This window comes from Embleya sp. NPDC020886 (assembly GCF_044333915.1).
GTDB lineage: Bacteria > Actinomycetota > Actinomycetes > Streptomycetales > Streptomycetaceae > Embleya.
Genome location: NZ_JBIRRX010000003.1, coordinates 684,322 through 701,735 on the forward strand (window position 1 = coordinate 684,322; position 17,414 = coordinate 701,735).

The following is a 17,414-nucleotide window of genomic DNA, read 5'->3' on the forward strand; positions in this document are numbered from 1 at the left end:
CGAGCCGTCGCATCCATACCCGCACGATCGGAGACAGCAGGCTCATGCATTCCGAGTCGTCCCTCATCGAGGGCACGTTGGACGAGGCCGTTGCCGTGTTCTTGGAGTTGCGTCCGCGCCTGTTCGGTATCGCGTACCGGATGCTGGGCAGCGCGGCGGAGGCGGAGGACGTGGTCCAGGAGGTGTGGCTGCGGTGGCAGCGGGCCGACCGCTCGGTGGTGGTCAGCCCCGCGGCGTTCCTCTCCAGCGCCACCACCCGCCTCGCCATCAACGTGGCCCAGTCCGCCCGGGTCCGCCGCGAGACCTACATCGGCCCCTGGCTCCCCGAACCCGTCGACACCAGCGGCGACCCTGCGGCCGGCGCCGTACGGGCCGAAGCCCTCGAACTCGCCCTGCTCCTCGTCCTGGAGAAGCTGGCTCCCACCGAGCGCGCGGTGTACGTCCTGCGTGAGGCCTTCGACTACGCCTACACGGACATCGCGGACATGCTCGGACTCAGCGTCGTCAACGTACGAAAGATCCTGAGCCGAGCCCGTAAGCATCTGCTGGGGGAACAGCGCGAGGACGTCGACGCGGTCGAGCACCGCCACCTGTTCGAAGCCTTCGTCTCGGCGGCACGCACGGGGGACATCGCCTCCCTGGAGGAGCTTCTCACTCCCGACGGCGTCGGCCTGCCCTCTGCTTCCGGCGTGCGGGCATCCCGCCGAACCGCGGTGCTGCCGGGATGACTCCGCCGAGCGAGCGGGGCTCGTGCGGGCGGTGGCCGGCCGACGCCGACCGCCGGGTCGCTGCGGCCGGCGTCCGGTTGTCGTCGTCGCCGGGATCCCGGCTCGGGCCCGGGTGACGACGAGGGAGCCGGGCGACGACGAGGGACCTGGATCATTCCCGCGCCATCGTCTATAAGTGTATCCACAACGCTAAATGAGGCGGCGTGCGGCGCCGTCCGGCCCGGAACGCGCCGCCTCGGGAGGAGCCCACATGGTCCAGGCCCCGGACGCGGCACCCGTCACGCGGGGGTCGTCCGGACCGGACCGGGGGCCCGACAGGCGCCCCATTCCGCAGGTGGGTTCGGGAATTCGGCGCCGCGGGCGAGTGGGTCCTCGATCCCTCGTCGCCCCGCGAACCGACGGGCCCGGACGGGCGGCGACCACATCGGTCGATAGACGCCGTGTCCATCAAATGTATGATGGGTACATTCATTGGAGTGCCCCGACGCGCCTGGGCGCGGGTCGACGGCCGACTCCTGGCACTGGGAGGCCCCCAAGGTGAACGCTCGCTCGCAACAGTTCGTTCTCATCCCGGAATTGGCCGCCATCATGGCCGCGGTTCCGCCGCTTCCGGTCGTGACGCCGCAGAGCGTCGCGGCGGTTCGCCGGCGGGTCGACGAGGCCGCGGCGCGCCAACCCCGCCCCGAGGTGCACTCGGTCGCCGACCGAGTGCTGCCGGGTCCCGCCGGAGACATCCCGGTGCGCATCTACTACCCCGGACCTGCGGAGCGCCTTCCCGTGCTGGTGTTCGCACACGGCGGCGGCTGGTCGATCTGCGGCATCGAGACCCACGAGGGCATCTGCCGGGAGATCGCCAACCGCAGCGGCTGCGCCGTCGTGTCCGTCGAGTACCGGCTGGCGCCCGAGCACGTCTTCCCCGCCGCCGCGGAGGACTTCTACGCGGCGGCGTGTTGGGTCGCCGAGCACGCCGAGGAGATCGGGGTGGACCCCGCGCGGGTGGCCGTGGGCGGCGACAGCGCGGGCGGCAACCTCGCGGCGGTGGCGGCCCTGATGACGCGGGACCGCGGCGGTCCCCGGTTCGCCTTCCAACTCCTGGCGTACCCGGCCCTGGACGCGCTGTCCGAACGGCCGTCCGCTCTGGCCAACGCCCACGCGCCGATGCTGGACCGGGAGACGTCGCAGTCGATGTGGAGTGCCTACGGCGGCGCCACGGACTTCACCCAGCCCTACCTGTCGCCGCTGTATGCCCCGGAACTCGCGGGCCTCGCACCCGGGTTGATCGTGACGGCCCAGTACGACACGGGCCGGGACGACGCCCACGCGTACGCCGAGCGGGTGAGCGGGGCGGGCGGGGCGATGGAGGTGCTGGAGGTGGAAGGCGCCGTGCACGGCTTCCTCTCGTGGTTCGCGCAGGTGCCGGCCTGTTCGCACGCGCTCGACCACGCATGTGACGCGCTGCGAACCGCACTTGGTCATCCCGCGGTTCGCTGAGAGCTCGCCCCGCCTTCCCGACCTGGTCACGGAAGGCGGGGCGACATCGGCGCCGGGACGCTCGGTCGTGCGAACGTCCCGGCGATCACCCGGTCCTCCCGCCCCGTCAGCCCGAAGCGGCCGTGACGCGCTCGTCCGTCGCGGCGACGATGTCGGATGCCGTGCCGCCCGTGGCAGGTGTGCGGCCGGACTTCAACAGGAGGGCGATCACGGTGCCCAGACCACCCGCCGCGGCCACGACCCACAGCGCGGTGGTCCAGCCGGCGTCGGTGTACACCTGGGGAATGTCCGTCGTCACGGTGCCCTGCCCGGTCGGACCGGGGGAGACCGTTCGGAAGGTGTGCGCGGACAGGACCGCGGTGATGATCGCGGTTCCCACGGCCGCCCCGAACGACTGCGCGACCGCCAACATCCCTGCCCCGACGGCGGATTCGCGTTCGGGGACCGCCTCGACGACGAGGTTGTTGGCGGCGGAGTAGTAGAACCCGAAACCCACGCCGTAGACGGTGTAGAAGACGAGCACGGTCACCCAGTGTCCATGCCACAGGGCCAGCAGCCCGGCGGAGGTCCCCATCACGGCCATCCCCGCGATCAGCGGCCCGCGCAGGCCCGAGGCACGCCCCCACATCCCCGCAGCCGGCCCTGCGGCCATGCTGGTTGCCGACATGCCGATGGTGATGTGGGCGGCGAAGGCAAGGAGGCTGAAGCCGAACCCGTAGCCGAGGTCGCCTTCGAAGGTGATGATCTGCCGCATGACCTCCACCGGCTGCCCGGCGGTCGCCGCGGCACCGGCCAGGATCTGATCCTTGATCGCCGAGGCGTCGGTCTGGGCCATGTACGGAACGATGTAGCCGATCCCGCCGATCACCACGTTGGCCAGGAATCCGACGGCCAGCACCATCGAGACCTTGGACGAACGCAGCAGGTGCGGACTCATCATCGGCGACGGGGTCTTCGTCTCCCATACCGCGAACAGGCCCAGCACGATCAGACCGACCGTGAGATACGCCCAGGCACTCGGCCGACTCCAGCCCCAGGTCTGGCCGTTGCTGATGTACACCAGGGCGAGTGCCACACCGCCGCCGAGCAGGATCGCACCGACCCAGTCGAGTCTCTCGTGCACCCGCACGCTGCTCTCCGGGACGAGCAGCAGCATGAGTGGGATGATGACCGCCCCGTACACCACCAGGAACCAGAACAGCGAGCGCCAACTGTACTGGTCGGTGAGGGCGCCGCCGACGAACGGGCTGAGGATGCCCGAGAAGCCGAAGCCGGCTGCCAGGGCGCCGATCGCGACCGGGACGTACCGACGGGGCAACAGGTCGCGGAGCAGCCCCACGGCGATCGCGGTCATCGCGAAGGCGGTCGCCTGCAGGGCCCGGCCGACCAGGAACAACGCCCAGGAGTCGGTGACGGCGCACAGGATTGATCCGACCAGGAAGCCGACACTGCACATCAGCATGATCCGACGCTTGCCGTAGAGGTCGGCGAGCTTACTGACGATGGGGGTGGTCGCGCCGCCGACCAGGGCGATGATGATGACCATCCAGCCCAGGTTGCCACCCACCTCCGGCCAGGAGGCCCCGACCTTCTGTACGGCGGGCAGAACCATCGCGTATTGGAGGGGGACGACCTCGGCGAACAGGATGACCACGGCGGCGACGGTGACGATGCGCGCCTTGGATGCGCCGTCCAGGCGCCCGACGCCCGTTCCGCGCCTTGGGGTGGCGTCCGGCGGTGGGCTGGGTTGTGCGTTGCCGGCCATGAATCCTCTTCTCGGCATTGCGCGACCGCCGCCGATCGAGGGGATCGACGGGGACGCCTGCGGGGGTGAGCCGTCGGCCCGAAATTTTCGGGCCGGGGGGCGAAATACGGAGCGGCGCGGGCGCCGCGTCCGATGGAGGAACGGGCGCAGAAATTAACATAGGATGTACGCAAAATAAAGAGGTCCATACCGGACGGGCCCGCCACGAGAGCCACCTCGTGCCGCCGAAACGGCACGGGGCAGCCCCGCCGGTCCGGCGCAGCCGCCCCGTGCCCTTGCCCGTGCTCGGTGCAGGGCGTGGTTCTGTGCCACCGGCTTGCGGGGCAGCGCCGGCGGCTTCCCGGGTCGGTCGGTCGGCCGTCGGAGCCGCGTCCGGAGGCGCCGACGACGCTTCCCGACTCACCGGCATCGGGCGCTGTCGGCACCGATTTTGTGGGATGCGTACGCTTGTCCCGCGGATGATGGGCGCCGGTGGGGCGTGGCGAAAGGACGGAGCTCATGGTCGAGTCGTCGGGGGAGGCGCCTTCGCGCGGTCGGGGTCGGCCGCCGCGGCTGTCGCGCGGGCAGATCGTCGACGCGGCGGTGGCGTTGGTGTACCGGGATCCGGGGGCGCCGTTGACGATCAAACGGGTGGCGGAGGCGGTGGAGTCGGCGCCGATGGCGCTGTATCGCTATTTCCCCGATCGTGACGACCTGTTGTACGCCGTGGCGGACCGGGTGGCGAGCGACATGGAGTTCGACCGGCCGACCGGTTCGTCGTGGCGGGAGGAACTGCACGAGTGGATGTGGATGAGTCTGGAGCACCTGCGGCCGTATCCCCAGTTGCTTCCCTACATCACGTCGACCCGGCAGCCCGCCTGGTTGCCGGCGATCATGCTGTTGACCGAGATCCTGGCGCCACTGGAACTGGGGGACGAGGACCTGGCGTTGGCGGTCGCGCTGGTCAGCACGACGATCGTCGGCCAGGCGACCCTGGCGGCTCGGCGTGCCCCGGCCCCGGAGATGGCATCGGTCCTGCGGGAGGCGTTGGATCGCGCCGACGAGGGTGCCCGCGCGCGGGTCGGCCCGGTCCTGGCGCACCTGCCGGGCGCGTTCGAGCGACTGTACGACGAGGTCGTCGAGAGCACGATCGCAGCGCTCGAGTCCTTGGGCGGCGCCCCCGCCGGGCCGGCCCACGCGCCGGGGCCGGGCCGGCGGGCCGTGGCGTCGACCCCCTTGTTCAGCAACCCCTCGCCCTGGTAGGCGTCTCGCGCGGGGGGCGGGGTTTGGCCGGCGAGGCTACGGAGGCGCCGCGAGAGCGGACGTTCGAGAAACCTGGTCAGGCCAGGTCGGGTGGTGTCGTCGGGTGGTCCAGGGTGAATTCCCGCCGCCGGATGCGCCACCCGTTCGGTGTGCGCGTCACGTGGTCGACGAAGCGGCCCGTGGTGTTGACGCGGCCGCTGTCGTCGGCGCCGGTCCGCAGCATGCCCAGCATGTAGTAGTGCACGGCCGCGCCCTCACGGGTGGGCTCGATCCACAGATTGCTCACGACGTGCCAGGCGTGGCCCTGCGTCCAGGTCCGGGTGTCGCGCGCGTGCCGTATCTGGGCTTCCAGGCCCCGGTATTCACCGATGCCGACGAGCGTGGTCACCACGTCCGCGGTGAACAGGTCGGCGAACCCTTCGTACCGGGCGTAGTCGGAGCAGTGACAGAACCTCGCGGGCAACTCGGCGATCTCCAGCCGATCCGCGGCCGACAACGCGTGGGCGCCGTCCGACCCGGTGCCTTCCCGGGCGCTCATCGGGCGGCCGTCGCATGCGCGGGGAGGGCACGGCGCAGACGCGCGGCGGGCTTGCGAACGGGACGGACGTCGAGACGATCGCACCCGGGCTCGACAGCATGTATCGAGACGTACAAGAGACTTCTTCCTTCCGTTGTCGTGGTGACGCGACGCCGAAGCCGCGCCGGGTCGGGGACGCGACCGGTTGTCTTGCATCCGGCAGCCGGGGCTCGCGGGCGCGCGAGGACTCGGCGGGACACGGCGACACGCTCGAAGCGGACCGGCGGTAGCGGCCGGGCGCCACGGGCGTGAGCGGGGTGGGTGATCGGCACGTTACGCGGGAGCCACGGCGGATTCGATCGCGGCGACGAGATCCGGCGGCAAGGCCACCAGCGCCTCGGCGTTGCGGAGGACCTGCTCCGCCGAGGTCGCGCCCACCAGGACCGAGGGGACGGACGGCCGACTTGCCAGCCAGGACAGGGCCAGGCTCACCAGGTCGTGCCCGGATTCCCCGGCGAGCGCGCGCAGGCGCTCCACGGCGGCGAAGTTCTCGGGCGTGGCGACGGAGGCGAAGTAGGGGAGGTCGGCCAGACGTGACCCCCGGGGGTAATCCGCGCCCTGCCGGTACTTGCCGGTCAACAGGCCGGACGCCAACGGGAAGTAGGGGATGACGCCGACCCCGAAGTGCTCGGCGGCGGGGACGAGTTCGCTCTCGGCGGCGCGGTTGAGCAGGTTCCATTCGACCTGCACGGCGCAGAATCGGGCGAGCCCGTGCGCGTGGGAGACGTGTACGGCGTCGGCCAACTGCCAGGCCGATACGTTGGAGACCGCCGTGTAGCGCACCTTCCCGGCGCGGGTCAGGTCGTCCAGGGCGCGCAGCGTCTCCTCGACCGGAGTCGTGTCGTCGGGGTAGTGCTGGTAGTAGAGGTCGATGTGGTCCGTGCCGAGTCGGCGCAACGTGTCCTCGCAGGCGCGGACGAGGTGCCGCCGCGAGGAGCCGCCGCCGTGGGGACCGGGTGCGATCGGGGCGCCGAACTTCGAGGCGATCACCGCGTCGGACCGGCGGTCACCGAGTGCCTTTCCGAGGATCTCCTCGGAACGACCCTTCGCATAGACGTCTGCGGTGTCGAAGAGCGTGATGCCGGATTCCAGGGCCGCGTCGACCACCTTCGTTGCGGCGGCCTCGTCTATTTTCATCCCGAAGTTGTTGCAGCCCAGGCCCAGCGAGGACACCTTCAGGCCGGACCGGCCGACTGTTTCGTATTGCACGCGTGCTCCTCGGTGGAGATCGGTCGGGGGAGGCGGATCGGCGCACGAGTACGTCACCGGTTCGCCGAGTGGGCGTAGGTCTGTCGTGGGTCGCGGTCGAGGAGCTTGCCGTTGGGGTTCTCAGCGAGGGCCTCGACGGCCACGACGTTATGTGGGCACGTCGAAGTCGGCGAGGTGGGTGCGGCAGGCGCCCGCGGTGCGGACCGGGGTGATCCGGCGCGCTGCGCGGATATGCGTAACCGTTACACGAAATCTGGATGGGATCAAGCGTCGGGACGGCTTGTAGGTCCATCATGGCTATGATAGCTATGAAGTCATCGACGGATCGGGTGGCCGCCGCCCGGTGTCGACTCCCAATGGCCCACCGACGAAGAGGGACTCCATGAGCGAGCAGAAGCGCGTGGTCTACACGACCGCCGTTTACGACCAGGCCGAGATCGATGCCGTCGTCTCGGTCCTGACCGAGGGGCAGAACGGGCTGCGGGTCGGTCCGCGCGTCGCCGAGATGGAGCGCAGGGTCGCCGACCTGTTCGGCAAGCGCCACGGCGTGATGGTCAGTTCGGGCTCGGCGGCGTTGTTCCTGGCCGTCGACCTGCTCGATCTGCCGCCGGGGTCGGAGGTGATCACCTCTCCGCTCACCTTCTCCACCGACCTGTCCTGCCTGCTGCGGGCCGGGCTGGTCCCGGTCTTCGTCGACGTCGAACCGGACACGTTCCAGATCGACGTCACCCGCATCGAGGAGATGATCGGCGAGCGGACGCGGGCGATTCTGGTGCCGAACCTGGCGGGCAACGCGCCCGACTGGGACGCGATTCGCGACATCGCGGACCGGCACGGCCTCAAGGTCGTCGAGGATTCGTGCGACGCGGTCGGGTCGACGCTGCGGGGAACGCCGACCGGTACGCGGGCCGACATCTCGGTGACGAGTTTCTCGCTGTCGCACATCATCACCGCGGCCGGCAGCGGCGGCATGGTGATGCTCGACGACGACGAACTGCGGGACCGCTGCCTCACGTTGCGTGGTTGGGGGCGCCGCTCGGAGGCGCAATTGTTCGGCTCCAAGGCCGGGTCGCGCGACTTCTGGACGGACCTGGACGGGATCGACTACGACAACATGTTCATCTTCGACGAGGTCGGCTGGAACTTCCTGCCGAACGAGCTCTGCGCGGCGTTCGGCGTCGAGCAGGTCAAGAAGCTGGACCGCAACCACGCCCGCAGGCAGCACAACTTCGACCGCTACACCGAGGTGCTGCGTCGGCACCCGGACCTGTTCACCACCCCGCGTCAACTGGAGGGGTTGCACACGGCGTGGTTGTCGTACTGCTTCCTGATCAGGCCGGACGCCGGTTTCGGGCGCAGCGACCTCCAGCAGTTCCTGGAGGCGCGGGGTATCGACACCCGCGTGGTGTGGACGGGCAACGCCGTGCGGCAGCCGTTCATGAAGGACGCGGCCTTCCGTCAGCCCGAGGGCGGACTTCCCGGTGCCGACCACGTGATGGAGTTCGGCATGCTCATCTCCTGCAACCACGGTCTCACCGACGAGATGATCGACCACGTGGGCCGGCAGATCGACGCGTTCGTGACCGAACGCCTCGGCGCGGGTTGATACATCGGCGGACGAGGCCCGACGGGGCGCCCGGCGGGGCCGGTGCCGGGGGGCCGTCGGGCCGGTAGGTGAAGGTGCCGGACGCTCATCGGTGGGCTGGGCAGGGGGATGGCCTCGGGGACTCGGGCCCGGTGCGATCGGGCGCGGGCGGATCGTGGTCGCCCCCCGGGGCGTCGCGGCCGATGATGCGGCGGAAGTCCGCTTGCCCTGTTCGTCCTGGGCAAGACGTGCCCGCACGGGAAGGGGTGGCGAGGGCGCCGCGCGTCCACCGCGGTGGTGTCGGTGTCTACTGCGTTCGCAGCAGACGCAAGTGTCTACGGCCGGGCAACGACACGCGGCCGCCGGCGCGCGAGGGTTGACCAGGGCGGATGCGACCGATTGCCACGGTTTTCGTCGTCCGCCCCGGAACCTGTCCCCGACGCCGGCGTCCGCACGCGGCGTACGCGGGAGACACCCCTTCCTCGGAGGTTCGATGTCCGCGCTTGCCCGCTGGTGCCACAAGCACCGGATCCTGGTTGTCGTGTTGTGGGCGGGGGTCCTCGCAGCGCTGGCCGTCTCCGCCTTGTCCGCCGGAGCGAAGTACGCCAACGACTCGACCATGCCGGACACCGAATCGGCGACCGCCATCAAGCTCATGCAGGCCCACGCACCGGCCGCGGCCGGCGCCGGCGGGACCATCGCCTGGCGCGTCGACGCCGGCACCGTGACCGACGCGGGCGTGCGGGATCCGATGACCGCGGCCCTGGATCGCGTCGCCCACTCTCCCGGCGTGGCCGCGGTGGTCGGCCCGTACACCGATGCGGGCGCGAAACAGGTCAGCCCGGACCGGCGCATCGCCTACGCCACGGTGAACTTCACCCGGGCCGGCGGTGATCTCGACAAGGCCGAGGTACAGGCGGTGGAGGACCTGGCGACCTCCGTACGCAGCGCCGGCCTGCATGTGGAACTGGGCGGCCGCGCGTTCACCGAGACGGCCGCGGTGTCGAAGTGGAGCGAGATCATCGGCATCGGCATGGCCGCACTGCTGCTCTTCGTGGTCTTCCGCTCCGCGTGGGCCGCGGCCCTGCCGGTGATCACCGCGGTGGCCGGTGTCGTCACCGCGCTGATGGCCACCATGTTGCTCAGCCACGTGCTGACCCTCGCGGATGTCACGCCGACCCTGGGGGCGTTGATCGGCCTGGGGGTGGGCATCGACTATGCGCTGTTCATCGTCAACCGACACCGCGGCAACCTCATGCGAGGCGACGACGTGGCCTCCTCGGTCGTCAAGGCCCTGGACACCTCCGGACGGGCGGTCGTCTTCGCCGGACTGACCGTGGTCATCGCGCTGCTGGGGATGTTCACCCTCGGGATCGGCATCCTGAACGGCATGGCGTTGGGCGCGGCGCTGACCGTGCTCGCGACCGTGTCGGCAGCCGTCACGCTGCTGCCGGCGTTGCTCGGCCTGTTCGGGACCCGGGTGCTCAGCCGCCGCCAACGCCGCGACCTGGCCGCACACGGGCCGCGCCCGGACAAGGACGACGGCAGCGGGTTCTGGGGCCGCTGGGCCGCGCGGGTGCGGCGCCACCCGAAGGGGCCGGCCGTCGTGGCCGTGGTCGTCATGGCGATCGTGGCGATCCCGGCGCTGTCCCTTCGGCTCGGCGCGGCCGACGCGGGCAACAACCCGCCGGCCTCGTCCAGCCGAAAGGCCTACGACATGCTCGCCGACGGCTTCGGCCCCGGCTTCAACGGTCCGCTCCTGCTGGCTGCCCAGACCCCGGACGGCGCGGCCCGCCAGGCATTGAGCGGTCTGGTCGACCGTCTCGACACCGTCGACGGTGTCGCGGCCGTCAAGGCGCCGCCCGCGACACCCGGGCAGGCGTTCTCCGTGATCACGGTGGTTCCGGACACCTCCCCGCAGTCGCAGGCGACCGGCGATCTGATCGAGCGTCTGCGCAAGGACGTGGTCCCCGCCGCCGAGCACGGGAACGCGCTGCGCGTGCACATCGGTGGGAGCACCGCGAGCAGCAACGACTTCGCCGACGCCCTGATCGCCAAGCTGCCACTGTTCGTCGCCATCATCGTCGTGCTGGGATTCCTGCTGCTGATGCTGGCGTTCCGCAGTGTGCTGGTGCCGCTGATCGGCGCGCTCACCAACCTGCTGACCCTGGGAGCCGCACTCGGGGCGATCGTGCTGGTGTTCCAACACGGCTTCGGCAGCGAACTGCTCGGGGTCGGCTCCGCGGGGCCGATCGAATCCTTCGTCCCCATCCTCGTCATCGGTGTGATGTTCGGCCTGTCCATGGACTACCAGGTCTTCCTGGTCAGTCGCATGCACGAGGAATGGACGCGCACCCGGGACAATCACCGCGCGGTCCGCGTCGGTCAGGCGGAGACGGGGCAGGTGATCGTGGTCGCGGCGGCCATCATGTTCAGCGTGTTCGCGGCCTTCGCCGGTGGCGGCATGCGCGTCATCGCCACCTTCGGCGTCGGCCTGGCCGCGGCCATCGCCCTGGACGCGATCGTGGTGCGGATGATGTTGGTACCCGCGCTGATGCATCTGCTCGGTCGAGCCAACTGGTGGCTGCCGTCGTGGCTCGACAAGGTGATGCCGCGGATCTCCGTGGAAGGCGCGCACCAGGACGCGCCGACACCCGCGACCAGGGAGGCCCCGACGGCGCACGCCGGCCGCTGACACCCCGTCCACCGACGACTTGCCGCCCTTTCGGCCCTGGTCGGCACGGATGACATCCCGTGCCGGCCGGGGCCTGCGTACCGTGCAGGAGTGCGCATGATCACCACCGTCCGCGACTACCTCGCGGCACATCGTCGGGCCAAGGACGCGTTCCCTGGTGTGCTGCTCCTCGTGGTCTCGGTGTTCGCCTCGATGGCGGGGCCCTCCGGCTGGCACGGCCCGCGGGCCGCCCCGGTGGTGTGGACGGCGGCCGCCTGCGCGCCGCTGGTGTGGCGTAGCCGCGCGCCCGTCCTCGTGACCGTCGCCGTCGCCTCGGTGGAGGTCGTCCACCTCGCGCCGGCGCCGGGCCAACCGCTGGTACCGGGGGCGAGCCTGATCGCCCTTTACACTCTCGCGTCGCGTCTGCCCCGTCGACGGGCGTGGGTCATCGGCCTGGTGGTCACCGTCGCGCTGACCGTCGCCCTCGCCGCAAGCCGCTCCGACGAGGTCTTCGCCGCCGGGACGCTCGCCTCGTTCGACCTGCTGGTGCTGGCGGTCGCGCTCGGGGACCTCACCCGCTCGCGGCGCGCGCATCTCGCGGCACTGAGCAAGCGAGCCGAACAGGCCGAACGCACGCGTGACGACGAAGCCGCCCGCCGGGTCACCGCCGAGCGCGTGCGCATCGCGCGGGACCTGCACGATGTGGTGGCCCACCACATCACCCTCGTCAACGCCCAGGCGGGCGTCGCCCAGCACCTGGTGCGCACCGATGCCGAGGCCGCATACCAGGCGCTGGGCCAACTGAAGGACAACAGTCGGGCAGCTCTCGACGAACTACGCGCCACGGTCGGCTTGTTGCGTCAGGACGACGACGTATCGGAACCGCGCACGCCGGCCCCCACACTCGCCGACCTGGACGACCTGGCCGCGTCGTTCGTCCACACCGGCCTGCCGGTACAGGTCACGATCACCGGCGCCCTCCGGCCGGCGTACCCCTCGATCGAACTGGCTGCCTACCGGATCACCCAGGAGGCGCTGACCAACACCGCCAAACACGCCGGCCCGGGGGCAACCGCCCGCGTCCACCTCGACTACGGAGACACGGCGCTGCGGGTGGAGATCACCGACACCGGCAACGGAGTTCGCGCCGCCGACATGGCCGCCACGGACGGCCACGGCCTGATCGGCATGCGAGAACGCGCCGCCGCGTTCGGGGGCACCCTCACCGCCGGCCCCGGCCGGGGCGGGGGCTTCCGGGTCGTCGCGGAACTGCCCTTGCCCCAAGACCCGGGAGACGCCCGATGACCATCCGGATCCTCCTTGCCGACGATCAGGCGCTGCTGCGCGGCACCTTCAGGCTCCTCATCGACAGCCAGCCCGACATGGAGGTCGTCGCCGAAGCCTCCACCGGCGCGGAAGCCGTCGAGCGTGCCCGCACCGCGTGCGCCGACGTCGTCCTGATGGACATCCGGATGCCCGTCCTGGACGGCATCGAGGCCACCCGGCTCATCGGCGCCGACGAGGACCTCGCGGGCGTCAAGATCCTGATCCTGACCACGTTCGAGGTGGACGAGCACGTCGTCGACGCGCTGCGCGCCGGAGCAAGCGGCTTCCTCGGCAAGGGCATCGACCCGCCCGAACTACTGGACGCCATCCGCACCGTAGCCGCCGGCGACGCACTGCTATCGCCCACCGCCACCCGCCAACTCATCGCACGGGTCGTCGCCCAACCGGCCGCCGCCGACCCGCGCACCGCGCGCCGCCTGGAACTGCTCACCCCCCGCGAACGCGAGGTCACGACCCTCACGGCCCTCGGCCTGTCCAACAACGACATCGCCGCACGTCTGCACGTCACCCCCCTCACCGCCAAGACCCACGTCAACCGGGCCATGACCAAACTCGGCGCCCGCGACCGAGCACAACTCGTCGTCATCGCCTACCAAACCGGCCTGGTCACAGCCGGGATGTAACCCCCGCAGACCGGCCACGCGCAGGGCACACGCGCCGGCACGCGCTGTGGCCGGTCCGGGCGGGCGCAGTGTTCGCGTTGCCCACCCGGAAGCGGCACAACCCGGCGCGGCGCCCGTCCGGCAAGGCCCGAAGCCCCGCCGGGGGCCGGTGGCCCGTACCCGTGTCGGGGGTGAGGCGAGCAGTCGAGCCGGCCGCGGCTCCGGGTGGCACCGTGGCCGGCTCCTTGGCAACCGTTGCTACACGGCGGGGGATCCGCAATAGCCTCCCGTGAGGCAGGCCCGGAAGTTCAGATCCCTCAGGTTGGTGTAGTCGCGATCGAAGTTGCCGCCGTTCGCGGCGGTCGCGACGGGCGTCCAACCCTGGCCCTTCCAGCGGGCCTGAAGGATGACCCACCGGCCGTCCTTCGGGTTGAGATCGTAGAACGTTCCGTGGAAGCGCCCGTTGTAGTTGCCGCTGGAGTTCGGGTACCAGTTCCAGCAGACGTACACCTTGCCGGCGGAATTGGAGGTCACCACGGTCCGGCACGCGTCGCCCCGTGCCGAGGCGGCAGCGCCCGCTTCGGTCGCGGTCGCGGTGCCGGCAAAGCCCAGTGTCAGTGCGAGGGTCGCGGTCAGCGTCGCGACATGCCGCTTCTTGCCCTTGATGAACAACGTTTCTCCTGTGGGTCGTCGGGTCTTCGATGGGCGATCAAGGCTCGCCGGCCGTTTCGCCGCGGCGCGACGGCTCTCTCGTACGAAGGGTGGGTTCCCATCGGCGGGTCGCGATCCCCGGGCGGGGATCCGCTTCCCCAACGTCCCCCCGTACGAGGCGAGTCGAGAACGAGCCTGACATCCATCGGTTTCGACCGCCATGCCCTTCACCGGTAGCCAAAGGGTTCCGGCCATCGAGGATGGTGCAGCGTGGTGCGCTTTCATTTCACCGAGGCGGATCTACGCCGGGTCGCTCTCACGCTCAACGCCCTGCTCGAAGTCGCCCTCGGTGTGCGATACCCGATACCCGCACACGCACCCGGCCGAGATCACGTGGTCGCGGGCGGGACTTCGGGAATGGCGACAACGCGTCGGGGGAGCCTGGCTCCACGGGCGGAACTCCTCCAGGACCCGGACCCTCCGCAAGGAGGCGTATTCGACTCCTTCTGCCAACTCTCGGCTCCCGAGCCGAGCGCCGGTGTCGACCTCGCCATCCGTACCCCGACCCGGGAACCGGCGGACGAAATCGCCGCGTTGCCTCGCCGTCTCCGCGTACTTCTCCCGCGTCCGGGAGGCCGAGCCGTGCGGGGTGCGCCTGGGTGACGTCCACTGGGCGGAAACTTGCTTCCTCCAGCGCGCTCAGCATGGCGGCGCGCAACTTTCCGCCGACCTCGTCCAGCCCGTCCAGGAACAGCGCGATCCGTCCCTCCGCCGGCAGATCTCGCGCCCGGGCGACTCCGCCTCTGCCCCGGAACAGGGTGTACTCGCGGGCGAGTCGGCCCGCCACCCAGTCGGTCGGAAGCTCCTTTGCGGGGTCCCAACCGAACGGCGTGAGCATCACCGGCACGGGGATACGGGTCCGCCGGTCCGGTGCCGCCGCCTCGCGGTGCCTGAGCGCCTCCCGCAGGAGCAGCAGGGCGGCGGACGTCTTGCCCACCGCCGGCGAGCCCACGAGGAGCAGACGGCCCGAGGCCAAGCCGCCGTACACCGCGTGCAATTCGGGCAGGGTGCCCCCCTGGCGCAGATCGTCGAGGGTGACCGCCTTCAACCCGGGCAACGGGGTGAAACGGGCACGGCCCTTGTCGGCGATCGCCCCGTCGATCCGGCCTGCCACTTTGCGTTCGGACACCTGCCATCGCGTCGGAAGAGGCGCGGGTTCCAGGAGCCGCCGCAGCTTGGCCTCCTTCTCCCACTCACGATGCACGGCCTTGGCCGGCGAGTCGGCCGCGACGTCCAGTGGGGGCGCGGGGCGGTGGCCTGTTGCGTCAGGACGATTTTCCGGATGTACCCGGTGTTGGCCACGCTGTTGTTGTCGGCACGGGCGTCCCCGGTGTGGCTCACATGTATTGAGCCTGCGGGGGCGAGGTCGGCTCGGGTGTGGTCGGACACCGCCGGGGCGCCGTCGCGGGCGGTGGCATCGTCGGCCTGCTCGGCGGCTACCGCCGTCTCCCGCGTGGCGTCTGCGGTGTCGCGTCCTCCGGTGCCGGGATCACTCTCCGGGTCGGGGCGGCGGCCGGGCCATCTCACCATGGGGACGGAACCCCTCCCATCCTGTGGTCCTCTCGGTGCGGGTCGGCCGAAGCCGCCACCCGTACTCGCTTTGCTGCCGGGCCCGTTCGCAACGGCAGCACCGGTTCGCTCCACCCGGCAGCCGACGATACCCGCCCGCCTGCCCGCAACAGCATCGAATGAACTTCACCCGTACGCAGGGACATTGCCGCACGACCACCGGATTCGGCCGCACGCCGCCGGCACGACGGCGACCGCGCACCTCCCGCCCCGGGGGCGCGCACTTCCCACCACCGCCCGCGTGCGCCTGGGCCGCGAATCGTATGCGTGTCCGACACCCCGGGTGGGTACCGAACACCGTGCAATGGGCCCGCTGTCGGGCCCACAGGGCCAGGCCGGGCCCGCCGGTGGCGGCACGCGCGCCGGCCGCGCCGAGTGCGGCGAAGGCAGGAACTCGGGCCTGCCCGTACGCAGTCGGGACGGATATGGGAGACTCGCCGATCACCCCAGGAGGAACGCGTGTCTCTTTCATACCCCGAGTTCATCCCGGGCGCCGGAGCGAGCCTGGCAACGAGGAGCGTTCTCGCGGGCGAGAGCCGGATCCGCTGGGTGCACCGCAAGCCGTCCCGGCAGCCGGCCGACAACGGATGGCGCATCCTGGGCGACTCGGACACGGGCGAGTACCTGTCGAACGCGAAGAACTGGGCGCCCGTCGATTTCAACGAGCTCTGCGCCATCGAACCGGCCCTCATCGGCATCTACGACTTCCCGGTCGGGTCGGAACTCCAGTTCGTGCGTGAGGGCGGGGGAGTGTTGATCGTCGACGTCGAGTCGGGCCGCGAGGTCCCCCGGAGCGCGCTCTACGTGCCTCCGCAGCACCGGGCGGGGCCTCCGCCGCACCGGGCGGGCGACGAGGGCTGATCGAACACGGGACACGTTCACCCTGCGCCGTGCCTTGCCTGCCTCGACCCCTTGCCGACGAAAGCGCGGTTGATCTCCGATGGACGTGGTACCCGACGGGATCGACGACCTCATCGTGTCGTTCCTGGGTGGCGACAACAGGGCCGGCGAGAGGCTGGTGGCCGCTGGACCGGTGAGTCTGCACCGTCTGATCGGCGCACTGGCGGGTCGGGTCGACCCGGGCCGGGACGCCCCGGGGGCAAGGGGGGAGCGCTGCGGCCGGGAGGAGTTCGAGCACCTCGACCGGTTGGAGCGGCTCTTGGTCCGCGCGTTTCCCGAGGCCCTGTTCGATGCGGTGGCGCACGACCGCACTCTCGAATCGGCGGTCATGCGGATGCTCAAGAGTGTCGACGATCCCCGCGCGGTGCCGATTCTCGAACGCGGGCTGCATCCCGACAGCGGGGCCCGCTGGTCGGCCCTGTGCGGTCTGGCCGTACACGGCACCGCCGATCACACGGAGGCCGTTGTCGACTGCCTGGACGACGCGAGCGAACTGACGCGGTCCGAAGCATTCGACGTGCTCGGGCGACTGGGGGACGCCCGCGCAATCGAACCCTTGCTGCGCAGACTGAGCGCCGACGATGCGCACACGGCGAGACGTGCCTCGGCGGCGCTGGACCGCATCGAGCGACGCATCGGCGGACCACTGGCACCGCCGGTCTGGCTCGACATGGGGCCGCGCGAGCTCACCACCGGGGGCGCGGCACCGTTCGGCGAACCGTGGCGCGTGATGGAGGGCTTGGTGGAGCGCGGACGGACGGTCCGCGACGGTGAGGTGCTCGCGGTCCTGGAGAACGACTACGTCTCGACCGAGCTCACGGCTCCCGGGCCCGGCACGGTCACGGACGTTCGGATCTCGGTCGGCGACGAAGTGTCCGACGAGGTCGTGGCCGTCGTTCTCCAGACCCGGCGGCGCATCGGCTAGTGCCCCCCGGCCATCGCCGAGAGCAGCCCGAAACGATCCGCCGATCGCGCGGCCACCAGGACGGGGCCGACCAGCGTTTCGTCCTTCCC

General features: G+C 70.8%; 12 protein-coding genes and 1 pseudogene. 9 read left to right on the plus strand and 4 right to left on the minus strand.

Annotated features, from left to right (window positions below; all coding sequences use genetic code 11):
* Positions 1–44: 44 nt before the first annotated feature.
* Positions 45–719: pseudogene (locus tag ACH4U8_RS13835) on the plus strand (sigma-70 family RNA polymerase sigma factor); the annotation flags it as partial.
* Between the two features lie 546 nt (positions 720–1,265).
* On the plus strand, positions 1,266–2,219 hold the full coding sequence (locus ACH4U8_RS13840) for an alpha/beta hydrolase (protein WP_395777871.1): 954 nt from the start codon (positions 1,266–1,268) through the stop codon (positions 2,217–2,219).
* A 106-nt stretch (positions 2,220–2,325) separates the two neighbouring features.
* Here the strand turns inward: ACH4U8_RS13840 and ACH4U8_RS13845 are convergent, their stop codons facing one another.
* The gene (locus tag ACH4U8_RS13845; protein WP_360310003.1) at positions 2,326–3,984 is read right to left on the minus strand and encodes an MFS transporter; all 1,659 of its coding nucleotides are present in this window, start codon (positions 3,982–3,984) and stop codon (positions 2,326–2,328) included.
* A gap of 498 nt (positions 3,985–4,482) precedes the next feature.
* Here ACH4U8_RS13845 and ACH4U8_RS13850 point away from each other — a divergent pair, with 498 nt between their 5' ends.
* Positions 4,483–5,226, plus strand: coding sequence for a TetR/AcrR family transcriptional regulator (locus tag ACH4U8_RS13850; RefSeq protein ID WP_395777873.1), 744 nt, complete (start codon positions 4,483–4,485; stop codon positions 5,224–5,226).
* Between the two features lie 76 nt (positions 5,227–5,302).
* Here the strand turns inward: ACH4U8_RS13850 and ACH4U8_RS13855 are convergent, their stop codons facing one another.
* Positions 5,303–5,764 carry a nuclear transport factor 2 family protein gene (locus ACH4U8_RS13855; RefSeq protein WP_395777875.1) on the minus strand — a complete coding sequence of 154 codons (462 nt, stop codon included), beginning with the start codon at positions 5,762–5,764 and terminating at the stop codon, positions 5,303–5,305.
* Positions 5,765–6,076: 312 nt separating this feature from the next.
* Positions 6,077–7,012 carry an aldo/keto reductase gene (locus ACH4U8_RS13860; RefSeq protein ID WP_395777877.1) on the minus strand — a complete coding sequence of 312 codons (936 nt, stop codon included), beginning with the start codon at positions 7,010–7,012 and terminating at the stop codon, positions 6,077–6,079.
* A gap of 382 nt (positions 7,013–7,394) precedes the next feature.
* On the opposite strand from ACH4U8_RS13860, the gene ACH4U8_RS13865 reads away from it, so the two are divergent.
* The 4 genes from ACH4U8_RS13865 to ACH4U8_RS13880 all read left to right on the plus strand — a co-directional run bounded on the left by ACH4U8_RS13865 (position 7,395) and on the right by ACH4U8_RS13880 (position 13,241).
* Positions 7,395–8,618, plus strand: a complete 1,224-nt coding sequence (locus ACH4U8_RS13865; protein ID WP_360310011.1) for a DegT/DnrJ/EryC1/StrS family aminotransferase — start codon at positions 7,395–7,397, stop codon at positions 8,616–8,618.
* A 472-nt stretch (positions 8,619–9,090) separates the two neighbouring features.
* Positions 9,091–11,292: an MMPL family transporter gene (locus ACH4U8_RS13870; protein ID WP_395777879.1), complete on the plus strand. Its 2,202-nt coding sequence runs from the start codon at positions 9,091–9,093 to the stop codon at positions 11,290–11,292.
* A 96-nt stretch (positions 11,293–11,388) separates the two neighbouring features.
* The gene (locus tag ACH4U8_RS13875) at positions 11,389–12,576 is read left to right on the plus strand and encodes a sensor histidine kinase (RefSeq protein WP_395777881.1); all 1,188 of its coding nucleotides are present in this window, start codon (positions 11,389–11,391) and stop codon (positions 12,574–12,576) included.
* Complete coding sequence (locus ACH4U8_RS13880; protein ID WP_379989761.1) at positions 12,573–13,241, plus strand: response regulator; 669 nt, start codon at positions 12,573–12,575, stop codon at positions 13,239–13,241. Before ACH4U8_RS13875 ends, ACH4U8_RS13880 begins: the two co-directional genes overlap by 4 nt.
* A gap of 237 nt (positions 13,242–13,478) precedes the next feature.
* On the opposite strand, the gene ACH4U8_RS13885 is transcribed toward ACH4U8_RS13880, so the two are convergent.
* On the minus strand, positions 13,479–13,892 hold the full coding sequence (locus ACH4U8_RS13885; protein ID WP_395777883.1) for a hypothetical protein: 414 nt from the start codon (positions 13,890–13,892) through the stop codon (positions 13,479–13,481).
* 2,067 nt (positions 13,893–15,959) lie between these two features.
* Here ACH4U8_RS13885 and ACH4U8_RS13890 point away from each other — a divergent pair.
* Positions 15,960–16,361 carry a DUF2185 domain-containing protein gene (locus ACH4U8_RS13890; protein WP_395777885.1) on the plus strand — a complete coding sequence of 134 codons (402 nt, stop codon included), beginning with the start codon at positions 15,960–15,962 and terminating at the stop codon, positions 16,359–16,361.
* Positions 16,362–16,440: 79 nt separating this feature from the next.
* Positions 16,441–17,325: a HEAT repeat domain-containing protein gene (locus tag ACH4U8_RS13895; protein WP_395777887.1), complete on the plus strand. Its 885-nt coding sequence runs from the start codon at positions 16,441–16,443 to the stop codon at positions 17,323–17,325.
* The last annotated feature ends 89 nt before the right edge of the window (positions 17,326–17,414 follow it).

Bases quoted from the DNA above. Each gene is read 5' to 3' on its own strand.
- ACH4U8_RS13845 (WP_360310003.1), bottom strand. From the start codon at position 3,984: ATGGCCGGCAACGCACAACCCAGCCCACCGCCGGACGCCACCCCAAGG.
- ACH4U8_RS13850 (WP_395777873.1), top strand. From the start codon at position 4,483: ATGGTCGAGTCGTCGGGGGAGGCGCCTTCGCGCGGTCGGGGTCGGCCG.
- ACH4U8_RS13855 (WP_395777875.1), bottom strand. From the start codon at position 5,764: ATGAGCGCCCGGGAAGGCACCGGGTCGGACGGCGCCCACGCGTTGTCG.
- ACH4U8_RS13865 (WP_360310011.1), top strand. From the start codon at position 7,395: ATGAGCGAGCAGAAGCGCGTGGTCTACACGACCGCCGTTTACGACCAG.
- ACH4U8_RS13870 (WP_395777879.1), top strand. From the start codon at position 9,091: ATGTCCGCGCTTGCCCGCTGGTGCCACAAGCACCGGATCCTGGTTGTC.
- ACH4U8_RS13875 (WP_395777881.1), top strand. From the start codon at position 11,389: ATGATCACCACCGTCCGCGACTACCTCGCGGCACATCGTCGGGCCAAG.
- ACH4U8_RS13880 (WP_379989761.1), top strand. From the start codon at position 12,573: ATGACCATCCGGATCCTCCTTGCCGACGATCAGGCGCTGCTGCGCGGC.
- ACH4U8_RS13895 (WP_395777887.1), top strand. From the start codon at position 16,441: ATGGACGTGGTACCCGACGGGATCGACGACCTCATCGTGTCGTTCCTG.